The organism is Pseudomonas cichorii (assembly GCF_015471405.1).
GTDB classification, from domain to species: Bacteria; Pseudomonadota; Gammaproteobacteria; order Pseudomonadales; family Pseudomonadaceae; genus Aquipseudomonas; species Aquipseudomonas serbiensis.
Map to the genome: position 1 here is coordinate 201,690 of NZ_BLVZ01000005.1, position 19,429 is coordinate 221,118.

Genomic DNA, 19,429 nt, shown 5'->3' on the forward strand with positions numbered 1-19,429 from the left:
TCAACGGAAAGTAGACACATGGAAACATTGCCCCCTCCAACCGGGCTCCCCGACGATACATTGCCAGCAGCCTCGGCCGCCCTCAAAAGGCTCGCAGAGCTGAGTACCAGCCTGCAGACAGAGTTGGGCGAACTGCCTACAGCGCAGGATACCTTGCTGGATGCAATCACGACCTCGGACACCTCACAGCGAGAGCTGGAAGTAGCCCGCCTGTTGCAACGCATCGATGATTACTGGGATTCGCCCAGCGCGTCAGACGGAACCCGTTACGAGAAATTCCTGACCGGCATGCAGCAAACCCTGCGTGACGAACTCAGCGTCAAGATCCACGAACGAGATCTCACCACACAATATCTGGCGTGCCTGCCCGCCTCGCGCCGTCGGTCGGACAGTCCGACGGCGGTTCCTCCCAAAATCTTTTCTCTGCATGTAAAGCTTCAGGAGCAAGAGCAGGTCGAAGTGGCCGGCGCTCTGGTAATGAGCCAGGATCAGGGTCATACCTTGCTGATAATGCCGGGCATCGGCGCAACGGGTTTCACCAGCCAGGCACAGATGCTTGAAACCCTGCCCGACTGGCTAAACAGCCCGACCTTGAGAGATGCCCTGTTCAACTGTATCGAGCAGCGCCATCAGGACGTGCTGACAGAGATCGGCAACGATCCTGATCTGCATCTTGAGCCGTTCACGGCAGCCGACCTGCTGCTCACGCCCATCAGCGATTCTCCCTACGCTCACGCCATGGACAGGCTGATCGACAAACAGCGCAAAGATGTCCGCTACGCCTGCATGTTGACGAGCGTCGATAACCGGGAAAAACATCAGGCACTGATCCAGAATGCCATTGGCATGCGCGGCCTGTTCGGCCCCGGAGCCCTGCTGGAACTGCGCGAACTGGCCTCTCTGGAAAGCCGCTATCGCCGCAGCCTGCCGGACTGGATCAAGATGGCCAGCCAGGATGACCGCAGCACCTATGCCGAGCGCCTGCAGCAGTATGATCAGGCACGCGCAGTCACGGTGAGCGCCCTCAATGCGGCGGCATCCCCGGAGCAGTTTGCCAGGGCACAACTGCGCATACGGATGGCAAACGATCTGGGTTACGACCTGGACCCGAGCACCATCAAGGCCAACACTCAGCGCACACTTCCAGTGACAGGCGAAGCCTACACGGTGACCCGCTCATTGACGGAACTGGCGCTGTACGGCCTGCATCCGGGCGACGGCAAAGCCGGTTCGGAATTTCTCGGGCACACGACGCTCAGCCTTGAAGACGCGCCGCTGGCAGAAGAGCACTCATCCTTGACCCCGGCCTATCTGGTCAAGGTCATCGAAGAACTCGACCTGCGGCTGACCTTCGCAGCCTTTCAACAGGCGCAGTACCGTAAAGAACACAATCAGCAACTCATGCACTTGCTGACTCGCAGACAGATAAGCGCCCTGGCTTACGCCGCCAAAATGCAAGGCCATATCCGGCCCGAGGATTTCACGATTGTCGAAACGGTCACGAATCCGGCACAGGGCAACACGGATTTCCGCCTGATCGTCCAGCAGGTCAAACTGAACCGCCAGGTACTGAGCAAATTGCTGGTCGTTCGCCAGGAAACGACAACAGGTCAGTTGGAGCGCCTGATCATGGTTGCAGTGGACGCTCCGCAGACTCAGTGTTTCTGGGCCTTCGACAATCAAACCCAACTGCGCAATGAACTGGTCGGCTGGGTGGTTTCGGACAAGCTGTGCGACTACCTGCTCAATCAGGTGGAGGTTGCGGCTCGCGCCGGGCTTGCAGCGCAACTGGCGGCTTTGAAACTCAAACCCTACCCGCCCGAGGGCTTCCTTGAACTGGTCAGCCTGTCAGGCTTTGATGCTGGCCTGCGCATTCTCGCCGAACAGCACATTCGTGTGGCGTTATCCGAGCAGCAGCGACACACGCCTGACTGGTATCGGCATGCCACCCCGGCACAACGCCAGGAACTGGTGGCTCTTGAGGATGCAGCCAACGGCGCACGCAAGAATTACGACGCCAAACCGCATACCCATATGCAATCCTTCAAGGCCTACACCCATGAACGGGCAAGCAGGCAGATCAGCAAACTGCTCGACGTACCGGTAGGCCGCGTAGATCCCGACCTGATTGTGATCAGCAGCGAGCGCGAGACGCTGACCTATACCGACATGCTGCTCAATGGCTACGACGACAGCATCGGCATCATCCGCAGTACCGCCGACACCCAGGCAACCTTCCGTGGCCCGGAGGGCGTGAACCTGAGCGCGCTGTCGCCTGTGAAAGTCGCCGAGTCGGTACGCAACCAATGGCTGGCCGACGACTACATCGCTCTCGTGAAAAACACCCTGCTCAATACCGGCTCGCAAGGTTATGAATACCGTCGCAAGACCAGCCTGCTGATGACACAGCTACAGATGAAAGCGGCGGCCTTGCGCAGCCTGCTCAAGGGACATATCAGCGCGACGCAGTATCAATGGCTTTGGGATTCCATCGACCACGCCCATCTGAGCGATGCAAGGACGCGCGAGCAATACCCGCTGTATCCGTTACAGATCCATGTGGATAAACCCTTTATCGCCTCAGGCGTGGGAGGCATCGATCAACTGGTCATTCCCGACACCAACCTGATTCACGTCGAAACAGTGCAAGGCTGCATCGCCATCCTTCCCATGTCCATCAGGCAGGCGTCGCTTCTCTACACGCCACAGGCACCGGACGGCATAGAGTTCCGCCTGTTCAGCAGTTTCACCGATTCACTCGGCACACCGGGCATGATCGACTACTACAAGGACCGCTGCCGCCTAAAATCACGCAAGGCCCTGTCGTTCTTCCTGAGAGACATGCAGAAGGGCAACGCCAGCAAGGCACCTTTTCTACCCAGGGAATCCATTTCCGACTTCGCCGACACCTGCTTCAATCGCCCGATCCTGCGCAAACTGCGGGATGTGGAAGAAACCACCACCGGGCGCAATGACATGCTGGCCAAACTGATATGGGTCAGCATCGAGGTGATAGCCACCATTGTCACTCTGCCCTTTCCGCCTGCCAGCTTTGCCGTGGGTGCCTTGCTGTCCCTGCATGACACAGTTCGTGCGCTCCAGTCCTTGCGTGACGGCGACAGCGAAACCGCCAGCGCCTACATACTGACCGCCATGCTCAACAGCTTCGGCGCGGCAGGTGATCTGCATTCAGGCCTCAAGGGTTTCGGCGGCGTGGTACGCCAGATCGGTCCGCCACCTTCACCCGACTCGGCTCTACGCCCGGTGAAACGTGTGCCCTCGTTACCCCGCTACGAAGACCTGTATCCCATAAACCTGCACGACGAAGCCCTTCTGGTCGGCAAACCGGATACCAACGGTTACTTCCCGGTCCTGCGCACTATCAGCAGTTCCTCGACCGAGGTCAGTAGTACCGGACAATTCGTAAAACCCGGTGCCCGCGGCACATGGCAAACGCCGGCCCCTGCACTCGATACCGCATCCGCCTCCGCTACGGGCGTGCGCGACGGGCTTGAAGTGCATCTTTCATTGAGTAACGTACCGCGTATCGGCGACGGTCACGCCAAAGGCATCAGCACAGTCAACGGCAGGCAGTACATCGAGCTTTCCGGCAAGACCTTTGAGGTCCAATACGACGCGCAGATCCGCAGTTGGCAGATCATCGACCCGGCCAACCCGTTCGCTTTTTTCGGCAAGCAGCCCGTATACCTGGATGAACACGGTACATGGCAGCTCGCTGACCGTCAGCAGTTACGAGGCGGCGGACGGGACAGCCCGCAGAACTACAGACCGTTGCCAGAAGCAGAAGCCACCGGCACAGGCACGACGCCTGGCGACTACGAGTTGCCGGCACAGATGCAACCCCACATGGAGCTCATTATCAGCGGAGAGGGCTATGACCCGAGCGGGCTGGGCATGATGCAGTACTTTGAAACCTACTTCGTGGAGATGCGCCTGAGATTCACCGTCCTCAGGGAAAAGCTCTACCACGATGCCCATGCCTTTTTCAGTGCGCCGTCATTACCACCACGCCCTTCATTACCGACGCTTGAGTCCGGGGCAAGCCTCGACACGCTGTTCGAGAGCCTGCTGGCACACAATAGCGGCCTGGTCCTGAGCGAAGCGCCCAGGTCGGTCGCCAGCAAGCGCCTGCTTATCCAGAACATGCCTCTTCTGGCCAAGGAACGGGTCGAGATTCTGTACATCGAGCATCTGTTCACTGACAAGCATCTGCCAAAACTTGCCCGCTATCGCCAACTGGGCAAGAAGACCCGCTCCGGCTCCCATGAAATCAAGGAGCATCTGGAATATCTCAACGACAAGGCCCTGAATAACCAGACAACAGAGTACGACTATTACCACTTGATCAAGATCGCCCACAGACATGGCATCGAAGTGCGCCCGTTCAGCTCTTCGATCAGCTATCCGCTCATCCGGCACCCCGTAGCGGCTGCCGCAGGCGATACAGCAGCCAGCCAGAAAATGAGCAATTTCTTTGGCCATAAACTCATCAGCAGCGACGTAGCGAGTGAGCCATCAAGACGCTGGATCGCCCTTCTGGATGAAAAGCTGGCAACCACCCATGGCCAGATTCCTGGTATTGCCGAGCTTCAAGGCGTGCCCAGCGTTCATATCCAGGACGTTGCGAGCGGCAGCCCGACACGGATCAAAACCACTGCAGGCTCAGCGCCAGCAGACCCGGCAGCCCGTTGCGACTTCACGATAGAGTTCGCCAACCCGTTGACCATCCCCCCCGCAAAAACATTACCCGAGAGCACCCTGCTGGACATGGCTCTGTTCAAGGAACTGGGCAACAGGAAAAGCATCGAGAACCCACAACTCTGGTCGGGCGAATACGGTTTTCGCTGGGCTGACACCAAGGGCTGGTTGCGTATAGAGCCCGATCACTGGACGCCCAACAGTCCATCGAGCGCCATTCAGAAGTCGCTGGCAGATGCCACGTACGAAGTCCCGCTGGAGAACAGAAGCACTCTGTATCAGTTGGCGAACTTCGAGCATAAAGGGCTGGATCAGCATTACTTTTTCATGGACCCGGAACTGAGCGCGGTACGGGGCAAGTTTTTCCAGGTGCGCGCCAAGCTGCAAGCCGATGCCCGAAATATTGCAGCCATCGAACTGCCTGTGCGCCCGAAAATGCCTAACGTAGAGTCAAAGGTTCCATTGCCGGACTTTCTACAGACGCTGTACCAGCACACCGATGGCCTGGTGATTGGCGAGTCTCACTCTTCAGTGGCCAGCAAAAAGCTGATTATCGACAACCTGCCATTGCTGTCGCAGCAGAAGGTCAAGACGCTGTACCTGGAGCATTTGCTGGCTGACCTGCACCAAGCGGATCTGGACCGTTTTTTCGAGACCGGGCAAATGAGCAAGACCCTGCTGCATGACCTGAAAAGGCTCGACAGAGGACACTATACCGACCCGAACAGGATCTATACCTTCGAGCAATTGGTACTCAAGGCCCAGCAGAATGGCGTGGAGATCCGTGCGATCGACTGCTCGGCGAGCTACCACCTCAAGGGCATCCTGGGAGAAGCACCCACCACTCGTCAGCAAATGATGAATTACTTTGCGCACCTCACCATTCGCAAACACCAGGAAGTCATGGGCTCGCACAAATGGATCGCTCTGGTGGGCAACACCCACGCCAACACCTACCAGCAGATCATACCGGGCATCGCCGAACTGGAAGCCGGGATCGGCCTGCGCGTTATCGATACCCCGCCCGGACAATCCAGAGGCGTGATAGCCGATCCGGGCGACAGGATCAGACGCGGCCTGATCCCTGAAACCGTGCCGATCAAAAGCGATTATCTGGTGGAAATGGAAATCCCGGGAGCAACCCAGGCTATCGTCACACGCCCTGTGCAAACGCTGCCCGTCGAACAGCGACTGACCCGGCCCGGAATGTTCCTGATCGAACAATCGGAGGACGGCCTGCAAACCATCGTCCACCGATCACGGGACACCTTCATTCACCGCACGCCGATACAGGTCAATGCCGAAGGCAAGCTCTACATCGACCGCCCGACCTGGACCAACACCCACATGACGCCTTACAACAACATGTTTGCGCTGGTGGCGGCACTTGAGGAGTTGAACCTGATGCACGTGACCTGACTGGTGGCAGGCAAGTAAGGATCACAATTCGTGGGAGGGGCCTTGGCCGCGACAAGTCAGTTTCAGGCAATGCAAATGTGTTGCCTCAAGCTGGTCGTCGTGGCCAATGCCTCTCTCAATTCATGACTGATCGGCATTGGCAACTACCCAGGCAAGCGCTCCTCCAGCAACTGGTGCAGCGCACTTCCTGCGGGCCAGTTACGCATGAAGCGCGCCCGGTCGCGGGCATATGCGGTTGCAAACGACGACTGGGAGCTGTGTTGCTGCATGGCGTCCAGATCGATCAAGGCCCAGCGGTCTTGATGCCAGAACAGGTTATGGCCCTTTAAGTCACCATGGCTGATGCGTTCGCGGATCAGTTGCTCGAAGAGCAGGTCCAGTGCCAGCAGTTCATTTTCCGGCACATCACCCGACTCAACGTAAGGCGCGAACCGCTTGATGATATCCGGCCCCGACAGGAACTCGGTGACCAGATACGCCTTGCGGCGCAAGCCCAGTACACGCTGCTCCAGCACCGCCAGCGGTCTGGGCGTGGCGATCCCCAGGAACTCCAGGCGATTGGCTTCACGCCAGGAATGCCACGCACGGCTCGGACGCCAGAAGCGTTTTAGCCAGTGGGCGAAGTGCTTGATGTTGTAGCGTTTGATGAGCAGTGTGCGGCCATTGACCTCGACACGACCTACAGTCGCAGCACCGCCGGTCTTGTACAGATGGCCTTTGTCCAGCAAGTCGTCGGCCTGCTCCAGAACGGGCAACAGGGCAGACTCTTCTTCGCGGCGGATCGCCCGGAATTGCGAAGCCGTGTCTTCGACGCTGAACAGGCTGCAATCACGCCCGGTCTTGTTCAGGTAATCCTTCAAGCGCCAGCTACGCACCTTGTCGATCTGCTTTTGCAGGGCCTCCATGGGCAAGGCATGTTCGGCGTTGCTCAACAGATAATGCACCAGCAGTTCTTCGGTAAACGGCTCCAGTGCCTTGGGCAACTGGGCGAAAAACACGCCAAGGTTTTCCAGCACGGCCTGACGGGATAACGGCTTGCCTGCCTCTTCGACACGAATGCCCGCGCCGTCAATCAGGTACAACTGGCCGCTATGGCGCAGCAGGTTGTCCAGATGCAGGTCTTCCTGCCACAGGCCTTTGGCATGCAACCGGGCAATGGCTGATAGCGCTTCACCCAGCACAAGCTGTTGCTCATCGGCCAGCGGCGGCAGGTTCTCAACCTGATTCCAGGCATCACCCAGGCTCTGGGCGTTATCCAGAAACTCGAACAACAACCAGCCGCCTTCGCCTTCCTGCAAGCCATCGGCCAGTAGCAGAGGCGTGGTCAAGCCCTGTTCGGCCAGCAGGCGGACGCCATCCAGTTCACGCTGAAAATGCCGGGCAGCCTTATTGCCCACCAGCAGCTTCGCCAGCACCGTACGACCGCGCCAGACACCCGCGCCGACATAGCGTTGACCCGGCAGCACCCGCAATAGCGTCAAGAGTTGCAGATCGGCCGGACCAATGGTGTCGGCCAGGGTCACGTTCAGAGGCAGCTCAGGTGTGCGTCCGGCATTCTTGAGTTCAGACAAACGCATCAGCGCGCCTCTTTGTTGTCACGGTGGTGAAGGTCGCGCTTGTGCTTGCCACGCTTGCCCAGACGCAAACACCAGGCATCGACCTGGGCGCTGTCGGGAGCCGCCTGCAGATAGGCAGCCAACAATACCCGCAATTCGCTATCCCCCCACGCCGTCGCACGTCGCAACAAGGGCTCCAGATCCTTGATCAGATCACGCTTGCCGAAGAAAACCGGGCGGGTCTTCTCCAGATCGATCAGCTGTGCCTGATAAACGTCGCCCTGAGCCTGCAGAAAAATATGCTTGGGGTAGAAGCAACCATGAACCTGTCCGGCCTGATGCAGCTTGCGAGCCAGTTGCCCGCAAGCCTGAAGAATCGCAGTGTGCTGACTGGCACTCAGCCTGGACCATTGCTCAAGCAAGACATACAGGTCAGTCCAGCCATCCAGAGCACGGGTCATCAGAATTGCACGATGCTCGCCATTGACCTTGCTATCGCCATAGAACACGGCCTGCAACGCTGGAATACCCAGCTTCCGATAGCGGCTGATATTGCGAAACTCGCGGGAGAACGATGGCTCACCAAACGGATGATGCAGCGTATAGGTCAGGTAATTGCTCTGACGCTTCAGATAAAAGCCCTGACCTTCCAGCTCCAGACGAAACACACTGCTCCAGCCGCCGCGACCGGTATTGGGTTCATCAACAGCGTCGAGCTGTATGTCCCATAGCGACTGAAAGTCGATCAGACCATGACGCTCAAGCAGGGCACGGTCGGAATCGGCAATGAAAACGCTCATTCACGCCCCTCGAAAAAACTGACGACATGACGGATGCGCTTCTTGTCGGAAGCGTTCAAACGATCCCGCTGACGGTACTGCAAGTAGAAGCGCAGACGTTGGGTCGCGGACAAATGGTATTTGGCGACCTTGTCCAGGCAAGCCAGATCCTTGGTGATTCGATAGCGAAGCATGAAGCTCCACCAGAACGCACCGTTGGGGCAATCGATGAAAAACAGCCTGGACTGGTCGTCGACCAACAGATTGCGCCACTTCAAATCGTTATGGGTGAAATGCTGGTCATGCATGATCCGGGTGCAGCGCGCCAGTTGCCGACTGATGACATCGACCCAGGCACGATTCGACAACCGGGCATCCTTGTGCCGCGCCAGCTCGGACAGGTCTTCGGTACGGGGAAGTTCGCGTGTGATGAGCGCGCCGCGATCATAGGCCGCGCCCTTGCGCTCCAGGCCCCAGGCCACCACGTCGGCAGTCGGGATACCCCATTTGGCGAAACGCTTGAGGTTTTGCCATTCGGACTTGACCCTCGGGCGGCCCAGATAGCGGCGCAGGCCTTTCCCTGCGCCGGTGTAGCGCTTGACGTAATAGGTCACGCCGCCACGTTCCACACGAATCACTTCAGAGAGCAGATCGCTGGTCAGTTGTTCGCCCTGCAAGGCAAAAACCGCGTCCAGACTGCCGAAGTCCTCAGCCAGGAAGGCGTATTCCGGCTCAAGATTCCAACCAGCCATCAGAGCGCATCTCCGTAACGCAATTTACGCTGATACAACTTGTCCGCCTTTTTATCCAGCCAACGCAGCAATGAGGCTTCCCGAGCCAGTACTTCACGTAATGGCTTCTGGAAATACCCCTTGAGAAAACGCAATTTGTCGCGTTTGGTAAGACCTATGTCCAGCGCCGAGAAATACAGCGCGGCCAGATCCTTGTTACGCCAGCGCGGCGTGATTGCACGGCGGGTCTGGGCACGGTGCAGGTCGATGACTGACAGTTTGAAATCATCGGCCGTCACCGGCTTGTCGGTATGCAACAGGAAGTGGCAGATGTAGCAGTCCCGATGGTTTACACCGGCGCGGTGCATCATCCCGACCATCCGTGCGACTTCGGCGATGAACGCCCGCTTCAAGCGCGGCTCGGGCGGCTCGTTGCGCCAGTTGATGCTGACATCTTCCAGGCTTTCGGTGGGTGCCAGCTCTTCGGTGACGATGAACGAATGCTGAGCCGCCGGATTGCTGCCACGCTCGCCATAGGCCACGGCGGTCATGGTCGGCACGCCGACTTCCTTGAGACGCGCTATCGCGTCCCACTCCTTGCCCGCTCCCAGCACCGGCAGCTTGGCGGTCACCAGATTCTTGGCGATTTCACCCCAGCCGATACCACGGTGAATCTTGACGAAATAACCGCGGCCATCGACTTCGGTACGCAGCGTGCGACGACCTTCCAGCTCGCGATAGACCTGTCCATCCAGAGCCTCGACCTCGGCAAATGCATCTCGCCCGGCCCACCGGCTCTTGAAGGGTTCAGCGAGGAACAGCTTCATTGATAGTGCTCCGCCAGAATCACATCGGCAGCGTGCTGCGGCATGCTGTAAAGGTCAGCCGTATCGGCGAACGCCAGACCATTGAGGCCCCAGGTGCGGCGCGCCGCATTGTCTTCGAGCATCTTTACCAGATATTCGTTGAGCTGCGCCTGCTCGAACGGGTCATCCAGCACCAGACCACTGTCGGCTTCGGCAATGTAATGAGCATAACCACAGACCGCACTGACCAGCACCGGCAAGCCGGCCACCAGCGCTTCAAGCAGCACAGTGCCAGTGTTCTCGTTATAGGCCGGATGAATCAGAAGATCGGCGCCGAGCAGGAAACGCGGAATATCGCTACGCCCTTTCATGAAGGTCACCTGTTCGCCCAGCCCCAATGCTGTGCTTTGCAGCTGGAATACTTTGGGGTCGTCCTGGCCGATTACAAACAGGCGCGTGCGTTTTTTAAGTTCGGCAGGCAAGGCGGCCAGCGCCTTGAGGCTGCGATCCACGCCTTTGGTCTTGAAACCCGATCCGATCTGCACCAGCAGCAGGTCGTCGTCGGCCAGCCCGAATTCCTGACGGAACCCGGCGCGAATATCCGGCGCATCGAGCGGCGCACGGCGGTCCTGGGAAATACCCGGCGGCAGCAGGTGAAAGCGCGACAATGGCGTGTCGTAGTGCTTGATGAACAGCGGCTGCTGCACTTCGGAAATCATCAGCACCTGAGTTTTCGCGTCTTTGGCGAATACCGCCCGCTCGTATTCGGCAAAGTGGCGATAACGGCCCCATTTGCGATACAGGGAGTTGCGCAGGTTCTGCGCCTTGTCCTCGAAACAGCCGTCGGCGGCGTAGTACACATCAAGGCCGGGCATCTTGTTGAAGCCGATCAGGCGATCCACGGGGCGCTTGGCCAGGTCCGCTTCCATCCAGGCGCTGAGCTTTTCGTTGCGCCGATGGTTGAAGAACGCCTTGACCGGCGCGACCAGCACCTCGAAGCCAGGCGGCACATCGCCTTCCCAGATCAGGGTGTAGACCCGAATCTGGTGCCCGCGCTCCTGGCACTCCAGCGCAATACGCATGAAGTCGCGTTGCAGGCCGCCGAACGGGAAATATTTGTAGAGTACGAAAGCCAGTTGCATCAGTTGTGTTCCTTTGCCAGCAACAGCGCGCCCAACTGGCTCGCTACCCGCTCGGGATTCAAACGAGTGAAGCACATGGGCCACTCGCGTTTCAGGTCGAACCGCAACTGATCGTCAGCCGTCGGTTGATAAGTACATTTCTTTTGCAGGCAAGGAGCACATGCCGGGTAATCACCGGCCAGATGCACCTGGGACTTGCCGTAGGCACCGGTAAGGCCCGGATTGGTCGGCCCGAACAGGGAAATGGTCGGAACATCCAGCGCCGCAGCCAGATGACCGATGCCGGTATCCACCGCCACGCAGGCCTGGGCACTGGCCAGTACACGGGCAACGCCCGCCAGATTCAGCTTCGGCAAGACCTGCGCATTGCCCAGGCCTTCGGCGATACGCTCGGCGCGGGCCTTTTCAGCCGGGTTGCCCCATGGCAGGCGCACGTTCAGGCCTCGCGCAGCCATCAGCTCCGCCAGTTGCCGCCAATAATGCTCGGGCCAGTGCTTGGTTGCCCAGGTGGTGCCATGCAGAAACAGCACGAATGGCGCCTCAAGCGTTTCATCCAGTGCCGACAGACGCTTGAGGCCATAATTGCCAAGGCCCGCAGGCAGTTCATAGCCCAGAGCCTGAGCGAACAACTGCCGCAACCGCTCAACCGCGTGCTGCCCACGTGCCACCGGGTAAGGCCGGTCGTAGAAACGGCTGGCAATGGGCTCGCGTGCCGAGTGTTTGTCCAGGCCAGCAACCGGAGCGTTGACGTAACGGGTCAGCCAGGCGCTCTTGAACAGGCCTTGGGCATCAATGACCACGTCGTAATGTGTCTCGCGCAGACGCTGCTTGAAACCCTGCCACTCACCGGTCTTGAAGGTCTGCCACAGGTTCTTGCGCCAGCGACGGATCGCCACCGGAATCACCTTGTCCACCGCCGGGTGCCAGGTCGGAATTTCGGCGAAGCCTTCTTCCACCACCCAGTCGAACTGAATGCCCGGCAGAGCCTGCGCCGCATCGGTCAACGCTGGCAAAGCATGAATCACGTCGCCCAGCGAAGAAGTCTTTATCAGCAATACCCGCAAAGTCAGGCGACCTCCACCGGGGTGCCGCCCAGACGGCCCAATGCCTGGACCACGGAGTTCGGCTCAAGCAGGCGCATGCAGTTGTAGTGACCAAAACGGCATGTGCGCTCGAAACAGGGGCTGCATTCGATCCCCAACTGCACGATCTCGACCTCATCGGCCAGAGGCGGCGTGAAACCGGGCGATGTAGAGCCGTAGACCGCCACCAGCGGACGATTCAACGCAGCCGCCACGTGCATCAGCCCGGAGTCGTTGGACACCACGGCATCAGCACAAGACAACAGATCAATGGCCTCGGCCAATGAAGTTTCACCGCTGAGGTTGACCGCCTCTTCACGCAGGCCGGGGATCAGATAGTCGCGAATGCTCTCGCCGACCGGATGATCCTTCTTCGAGCCGAACAGCCAGACTTGCCAGCCTTCACGAATCCGGGACTCGGCCACCTGTGCGTAATGCTCGGACGGCCAGCGCTTGGACTCACCGAACTCGGCACCCGGGCATAGCGCCAGCACCGGTCGGTCCAGCGTCAGGCCGAACTTGGCCAACGCGGCATCACGAACAGCGGTGTCGATTTGCAGGCTTGGCTTCGGATAAGGGCGCGGCAACTCTGCGTCCTTGTCGAACGCCATGGCCATGAAACGCTCGATCATCAGTGGATAGCGCTGTTTGTCCAGAATCCGCACGTCATTGAGCAGGCCATAGCGGAACTCGCCACGCCAGCCGGTGCGCTTGGGAATGCCCGCAAAGAAAGGCACCAGCGCGGACTTGAGCGAGTTGGGCAGCAGGATGGCCTGATCGTACTGGCCGGCCAGGGATTTGCCGATCCGGCGTCGGGTCGACAGCTCCAGCGCGCCATGCCCCAGCGGAAAGCTCAGGGCGGCACGCACTTCAGGCATGCGCTCCAGAAGCGGACGGCTCCACTCCGGAGCCAGCACATCGATTTCGCACTCAGGATGACGCTGCTTCAGACACTGGAACAGCGTCTGCGCCATCACCATGTCACCGACCCAGCTAGGCCCAACGATCAAAATTTTCATGCTCGATCCAAAAACAGCCAGGGAGGCTTGTCAGGTTGCGTGACCTTCCCACACAACCTGACGCCTCCCTGTCATAGCTATCTATATATAGCGTTCGATAAACCGTAGGAGCGAATTCATTCGCGAAGGGGCCTGAAACATTTCAAAGCACTTTCGCGGATGAGTCCGCTCCTACAACATGGGTTCAGGTCAGTCCCAACCCTGCCCAGATCCGCATCACTTCGCGCCGCTCGACTTCAAACTGATCACCGGCCACTGTTCCGGCCTGGTTCTGCAATGCCTGACGGTGCGCCGCTGCACGGTATGCCTTATAGGCTTCGCGCAACAGGCTGGCATCGGCATCAGGCAGCAACCCGGCCTCTTCCAGGCCTTCGAGAATACGAATGTTATCGGTGTAGCGCAGCAAGGCGGGATGCTCTCTGGACCACGCCAAGGCCGCGTATTGCACCATAAATTCGATATCGACGATACCACCGGCATCCTGCTTGAGGTCGAACGACATTGCCGGATCGAAAGCATTGGCCGCCGTTCCTGCTGCGGTCAGTCGAGTCCCCAGGTTATCGCGCATCTTGGCGCGCATCTCGCTGACTTCCGAGCGCAGTTTGTCCAGATCGCGCTCGCGGCCCAGAACCGAGGCCCGGACTTTGGCGAACTCGTTCCCGACATCCGGGCTGCCGATCAGTACCCTGGCACGCACCAGCGCCTGATGTTCCCAGGTCCAGGCTTCATTTTCCTGATAGCGAGCAAAAGCCCCCAGCGAGCTGACCAACAGGCCTGACGCGCCGGATGGCCTCAGGCGCATATCTACTTCATAAAGCTGGCCGGAGTTGGTCTGAGTCGTCAGCAGGTGAATGATCCGTTGACCAAGGCGGGTGAAGAACTGCGCGCCGTCGATAGGCTTGGCGCCATCGGTTTCAGCCTGCGGATCACCATCATGGATAAAGACCAGATCCAGGTCCGAGCCATGCCCCAGCTCGATACCTCCCACCTTGCCGTAACCGACAATCACAAAGCTCGGGTTGCACAGGCTGCCATCGGGGCGCGAAGGCGTGCCGTGCCGGGCAACGGTATGTCGCCAGGCCAGCGCCAGAACCTGTTCCAGAATGGCCTCGGCCAGCCAGGTCAGGTAATCGCTGACCTTCATCAGCGGCAAACTGCCAGATATCTCGGACGCCGCAACCCGCAGACGGTGGGCGAGCTTGAAATGCCGCAAGGCCTCCATCTGCTGCTCAAGATCGTCCTCGGGAATACGGATCAGCCTTTCACGCAGCTCGGCCGCCAGTTCGGGCGCCAACGGGGGATTGAACAGGCGTCCCTCGTTGAGCAACTCGTCGAGCAGCAGCGGGAAGCGCGCAATCTGTTCCGCGATCCACGGGCTGGCAGCGCATAAAGTCAGCAAACGCCGCAGCGCATCGGGATTTTCCGTGAGCAGCACCAGATAAGCCGAACGCCGCGCTACCGCTTCGACCAGCGGCAATACTCGCTCAATGACCAGATCCGGGCTTTGATGTTCTACGGCCTGGGCCAGCAGACGGGGAATGAAGGCATCCAGACGCTCGCGCCCCAGGCGCTGCATCGAACGCAACTGTGGACTGCCGCGCAGATTGGCCAACTGGCGGATCGCCTTGTCGGCATCGACGAAGCCGGCTTGCGACAACTGGCGACAAGCCGCCTCTTCATCCTGAGACTCCTGCCACAGCGGCAACCACTCACCGCCCACGATGACTTCGCCTTCATCCTGCTGCTCGTCATCGGCATCAGAGTCCGGATCGGCAATGACCTGGCGGAAATGCCATGAAACCCGGCTACGCCAATGCATCAGTTGCTCATGGAACGTCGGCCAGTCGGCAAAGCCCATCATCAAGGCAATGCGCGCCTGATCCTGCTCGTTGTCCGGCAGCATCTGCGTCTGGCGGTCGGCAATGGCCTGGATCGCGTGCTCGGTGTAGCGCAGAAACTCGTAGCCTTCGCGCAATTCGTCGATCACGGCAGAAGGCAGATAGCCCTGGCCTTCCAGGGTTTTCAGCACCTTGAACAATGGCCGCTGCTGCAAGCTCAGGTCACGGCCGCCGTGAATCAACTGGAAGGCCTGGGCAATGAATTCCACTTCGCGGATGCCGCCAGCGCCAAGCTTGATGTTCTCGGCCATGCCCTTGCGCCGGACTTCCTGCTGGATCAACTGCTTCATGGTGCGCAGCGCTTCGATGGCAGAGAAATCCAGATAACGGCGGTACACGAACGGACGCAGCATTTGCAGCAATTGCTCGCCAGCCACCTGATCGCCGCCCACCACCCGCGCCTTGATCATGGCGTAACGTTCCCAGTCACGGCCCTGATCCTGATAATACTGCTCCAGCGCATTGAAGCTCAGCACCAGCGCCCCGGATGAACCGTAAGGCCTAAGACGCATATCGACGCGGAACACGAAGCCATCGACTGTCACCGGGTCCAGTGCTTTGATCAAGCGCTGGCCCAGGCGAATGAAAAATTCCTGATTGTCCAGCGCCCGCTTCGCACCGACTGTCTCGCCGCCTTCGGGATAAGCGAAGATGAGGTCGATATCCGAAGACAGGTTAAGCTCCACGGCACCCAGCTTGCCCATGCCGAGGATCACCATCTGCTGCGGCTGGCCGGTACGGCGCCCGGTCGGCGTGCCGAGCAACTGGCAGTGACGCTCGTACAGCCATTGGTACGCCAGGTCGATGGAAGCATCGGCCATCTCGGACAAGTCACGGCAGGTTTCGATCAGATCTGCCTGACGAGTAAGGTCACGCCATATAATCCGCACTTGCTGACGCATGCGCTGGCGACGTAGATTACGCCCCAGTTCATCATCGCTGCTGGCAGCCAGTAAGGCGGCAGCTATTTGCCCGCGCAGTTCGCCCACACTGAAACTGCGCTCCAGCTCGCCCGATCCGGCCAGCTCCAGAAGCATGCGGGGATCGCGGCAGACCTGTTCGGTGACGAAATCACTGGATGCACAGACGCGATCGAATGCATGGCGGCGCGACTCGGGCCAAGCCTCGAAAGACGTCAGTGCATCACTTGGCAAACCAGCAAGCGCTGTACGAAATGTCTGTTGTGCGCGGGTAACTAAAGGCAGCAGGATGGCCGGAAAATCGGCCAGCGAAGGTAGGCTCATGGTCTATCCTTGATCGGCGTGCAATGGGCTACCTGCAATGTCCGCAAGTTTCATGCGCAACCACCGAATGTAGAACAAAGGTTATAAATTGCTGAAAAATTTGATTCACTAGCAGCAGACACCAATTTTTCACCAAGAATTATAAATCTCACATCAACGGTAACGTTTTATCTCACAACACGACAGGAGCGATTTGGTCGCTTCTCTGTAGTTTTACTACTGGGTATGTAACTCGAAGGGCTGAAATGGTCGTCGATTTGTAGTAAAACTACACGCCGCCGGAACAACCCTCCGGTAATCCAAGAATTTTATGTCGTCTGCCCAAAAGGCCAGTCGCAAACTCAGGCAACCGATTCTGGAAGCCTTTCCGCCCTGGAGCAAGCCATGCAAGACCTCGATCCCGTCGAAACCCAGGAATGGCTGGACGCCCTGGAATCGGTTCTCGACAAAGAAGGCGAAGACCGTGCTCATTACCTGATGACCCGTATGGGCGAACTGGCCACTAGAAGTGGTTCGCAGCTGCCTTACGCCATCACCACGCCATACCGCAACACCATTCCAGTCACCCACGAAGCACGCATGCCTGGCGACCTGTTCATGGAACGCCGCATTCGCTCGCTGGTACGCTGGAACGCATTGGCAATGGTCGTAAAGACCAACCTGAACGACCCGGACCTGGGCGGTCACATTTCCAGCTTCGCTTCCAGCGCAACGCTGTATGACATCGGCTTCAACTACTTCTTCCAGGCTCCAACCGACGAGCACGGCGGCGACCTGATCTACTTCCAGGGCCACGCATCGCCAGGCGTCTATGCCCGTGCGTTCCTTGAAGGTCGCATCAGCGAAGAGCAGATGAACAACTTCCGTCAGGAAGTCGACGGCAAAGGCCTGTCCTCGTACCCGCACCCATGGCTGATGCCTGACTTCTGGCAGTTCCCGACCGTATCCATGGGTCTGGGTCCAATCCAGGCGATCTACCAGGCACGCTTCATGAAGTACCTGGAAAACCGCGGCTACATCCCGGCAGGCAAGCAGAAAGTCTGGTGTTTCCTGGGCGACGGCGAGACCGACGAGCCGGAATCCCTGGGCGCCATCGCTCTGGCCGGTCGCGAGAAGCTGGACAACCTGATCTTCGTCATCAACTGCAACCTGCAGCGCCTCGACGGCCCGGTTCGCGGCAACGCCAAGATCATCCAGGAACTCGAAGGCGTGTTCCGCGGTGCAGCATGGAACGTCAACAAGGTCATCTGGGGCCGTTTCTGGGACCCACTGCTGGCCAAGGACACCAACGGTGCCCTGCAACGCCGCATGGACGAAGTCATCGACGGCGAGTACCAGAACTACAAGGCCAAGGACGGAGCGTTCGTTCGCGAGCACTTCTTCAACACGCCTGAACTCAAGGCCATGGTCGAAGACCTGTCCGACGACGAAATCTGGAAACTCAACCGTGGTGGCCACGACCCGTACAAGGTCTATGCAGCCTACCATCAGGCGGTCAACCACAAAGACCAGCCGACTGTCATCCTGGCCAAGACCATCAAGGGTTACGGTACCGGTGCAGGCGAAGCCAAGAACACCGCGCACAACACCAAGAAGGTCGATGTCGACAGCCTGCGTCACTTCCGTGACCGCTTCGACGTGCCGATCAAGGACGCCGACCTGGAAAGCCTGCCGTTCTTCCGTCCGGAAGAAGGCAGCGCCGAAGCCCGTTACCTGGCCGAGCGCCGCAGCGCCCTGGGCGGTTTCGTGCCACAGCGCCGCGCCAAGAGCATCAGCATCCCGACGCCACCACTGGAAACGCTGAAAGCGATCCTGGACGGCTCGGGCGACCGTGAAATCTCCACCACCATGGCTTTCGTGCGCATCCTGGCGCAACTGGTCAAGGACAAGGAAATCGGTCAGCGCATCGTTCCGATCATCCCGGACGAAGCCCGTACCTTCGGTATGGAAGGCATGTTCCGTCAGTTGGGCATCTACTCGTCCGTCGGCCAGCTCTACGAGCCAGTCGATAAAGACCAGGTGATGTTCTACCGCGAAGACAAGAAGGGCCAGATCCTCGAAGAAGGCATCAACGAAGCCGGCGCCATGTCGTCGTTCATCGCTGCCGGTACTTCGTACAGCAACCACAACCAGCCGATGCTGCCGTTCTACATCTTCTACTCGATGTTCGGCTTCCAGCGCATTGGCGATCTGGCATGGGCCGCTGGCGACAGCCGTACCCGTGGCTTCCTGATCGGCGGCACCGCCGGGCGTACCACGCTCAACGGTGAAGGCCTGCAGCACGAAGACGGTCACAGCCACATCCTGGCCTCCACCGTACCTAACTGCCGCACCTATGATCCAACCTACGGCTACGAGCTGGCGGTGATCATCCAGGACGGCATGAAGAAGATGACCGAAGAACAACAGGACATCTTCTACTACATCACCGTGATGAACGAAGCCTACACCCAGCCAGCCATTCCGGCCGGTGCAGAGGAAGGCATCATCAAGGGTATGTACCTGCTTGAGGAAGACACCAAGGCTGCTGCGCATCACGTCCAGCTGCTGGGCTCGGGCACCATCCTGCGTGAAGTCCGCGAAGCAGCGAAGATCCTGCGTGACGAGTTCAACGTCGGCGCCGACGTCTGGAGCGTCACCAGCTTCAACGAACTGCGCCGTGACGGCCTGGCGGTAGAACGCTCCAACCGTCTGCATCCTGGCCAGAAGCCGAAGCAGACTTACGTCGAGCAATGCCTGGGCGGCCGTAAAGGTCCGGTCATCGCATCCACCGACTACATGAAGCTGTTCGCCGATCAGATCCGTCAGTGGGTTCCATCCAAGGAATACAAAGTGCTGGGCACCGACGGCTTCGGCCGTAGCGACAGCCGCCGCAAGCTGCGTCACTTCTTTGAAGTCGACCGCAACTTCGTGGTGCTGGCAGCCCTGGAAGCCTTGGCTGACCGTGGCGACATCGAACCTAAAGTCGTGGCCGAGGCCATTGCCAAGTTCGGTATCGATCCTGAGAAACGCAACCCACTGGACTGTTAAGAGT

Annotated in this window: 10 protein-coding genes; 2 read left to right on the plus strand and 8 right to left on the minus strand. The window is 59.0% G+C overall.

Going from position 1 to position 19,429, the window contains the following annotated elements:
* Positions 1-18 precede the first annotated feature (18 nt).
* The gene (locus tag JL015_RS09050; RefSeq protein ID WP_201018220.1) at positions 19-6,138 is read left to right on the plus strand and encodes a membrane-targeted effector domain-containing toxin; all 6,120 of its coding nucleotides are present in this window, start codon (positions 19-21) and stop codon (positions 6,136-6,138) included.
* Between the two features lie 143 nt (positions 6,139-6,281).
* Here the strand turns inward: JL015_RS09050 and JL015_RS09055 are convergent, their stop codons facing one another.
* The 8 genes from JL015_RS09055 to glnE all read right to left on the minus strand — a co-directional run bounded on the left by JL015_RS09055 (position 6,282) and on the right by glnE (position 16,395).
* A complete protein-coding gene (locus JL015_RS09055; RefSeq protein ID WP_201018221.1) occupies positions 6,282-7,715 on the minus strand; it encodes a lipopolysaccharide kinase InaA family protein in 1,434 nt (477 codons plus the stop codon).
* The gene (locus JL015_RS09060; protein WP_201018222.1) at positions 7,715-8,494 is read right to left on the minus strand and encodes a lipopolysaccharide kinase InaA family protein; all 780 of its coding nucleotides are present in this window, start codon (positions 8,492-8,494) and stop codon (positions 7,715-7,717) included. The genes JL015_RS09055 and JL015_RS09060 overlap by 1 nt, the downstream gene beginning before the upstream one ends.
* The gene (locus tag JL015_RS09065) at positions 8,491-9,225 is read right to left on the minus strand and encodes a lipopolysaccharide kinase InaA family protein (protein ID WP_201018223.1); all 735 of its coding nucleotides are present in this window, start codon (positions 9,223-9,225) and stop codon (positions 8,491-8,493) included. Before JL015_RS09065 ends, JL015_RS09060 begins: the two co-directional genes overlap by 4 nt.
* A complete protein-coding gene (gene rfaP, locus JL015_RS09070; protein ID WP_201018224.1) occupies positions 9,225-10,031 on the minus strand; it encodes a lipopolysaccharide core heptose(I) kinase RfaP in 807 nt (268 codons plus the stop codon). Before rfaP ends, JL015_RS09065 begins: the two co-directional genes overlap by 1 nt.
* A complete protein-coding gene (locus tag JL015_RS09075) occupies positions 10,028-11,152 on the minus strand; it encodes a glycosyltransferase family 4 protein (protein WP_201018225.1) in 1,125 nt (374 codons plus the stop codon). Before JL015_RS09075 ends, rfaP begins: the two co-directional genes overlap by 4 nt.
* Entirely contained in the window at positions 11,152-12,216 is a 1,065-nt protein-coding gene (gene waaC / locus JL015_RS09080) for a lipopolysaccharide heptosyltransferase I (protein ID WP_025258250.1), read from the minus strand. The genes JL015_RS09075 and waaC overlap by 1 nt, the downstream gene beginning before the upstream one ends.
* Positions 12,217-12,218: 2 nt before the next feature.
* Entirely contained in the window at positions 12,219-13,253 is a 1,035-nt protein-coding gene (gene waaF / locus JL015_RS09085) for a lipopolysaccharide heptosyltransferase II (protein ID WP_095067242.1), read from the minus strand.
* 184 nt (positions 13,254-13,437) lie between these two features.
* Positions 13,438-16,395 carry a bifunctional [glutamate--ammonia ligase]-adenylyl-L-tyrosine phosphorylase/[glutamate--ammonia-ligase] adenylyltransferase gene (gene glnE / locus JL015_RS09090; RefSeq protein WP_201018226.1) on the minus strand — a complete coding sequence of 986 codons (2,958 nt, stop codon included), beginning with the start codon at positions 16,393-16,395 and terminating at the stop codon, positions 13,438-13,440.
* 384 nt (positions 16,396-16,779) lie between these two features.
* Here glnE and aceE point away from each other — a divergent pair, with 384 nt between their 5' ends.
* Positions 16,780-19,425, plus strand: coding sequence for a pyruvate dehydrogenase (acetyl-transferring), homodimeric type (aceE, locus tag JL015_RS09095; RefSeq protein ID WP_201018227.1), 2,646 nt, complete (start codon positions 16,780-16,782; stop codon positions 19,423-19,425).
* The last annotated feature ends 4 nt before the right edge of the window (positions 19,426-19,429 follow it).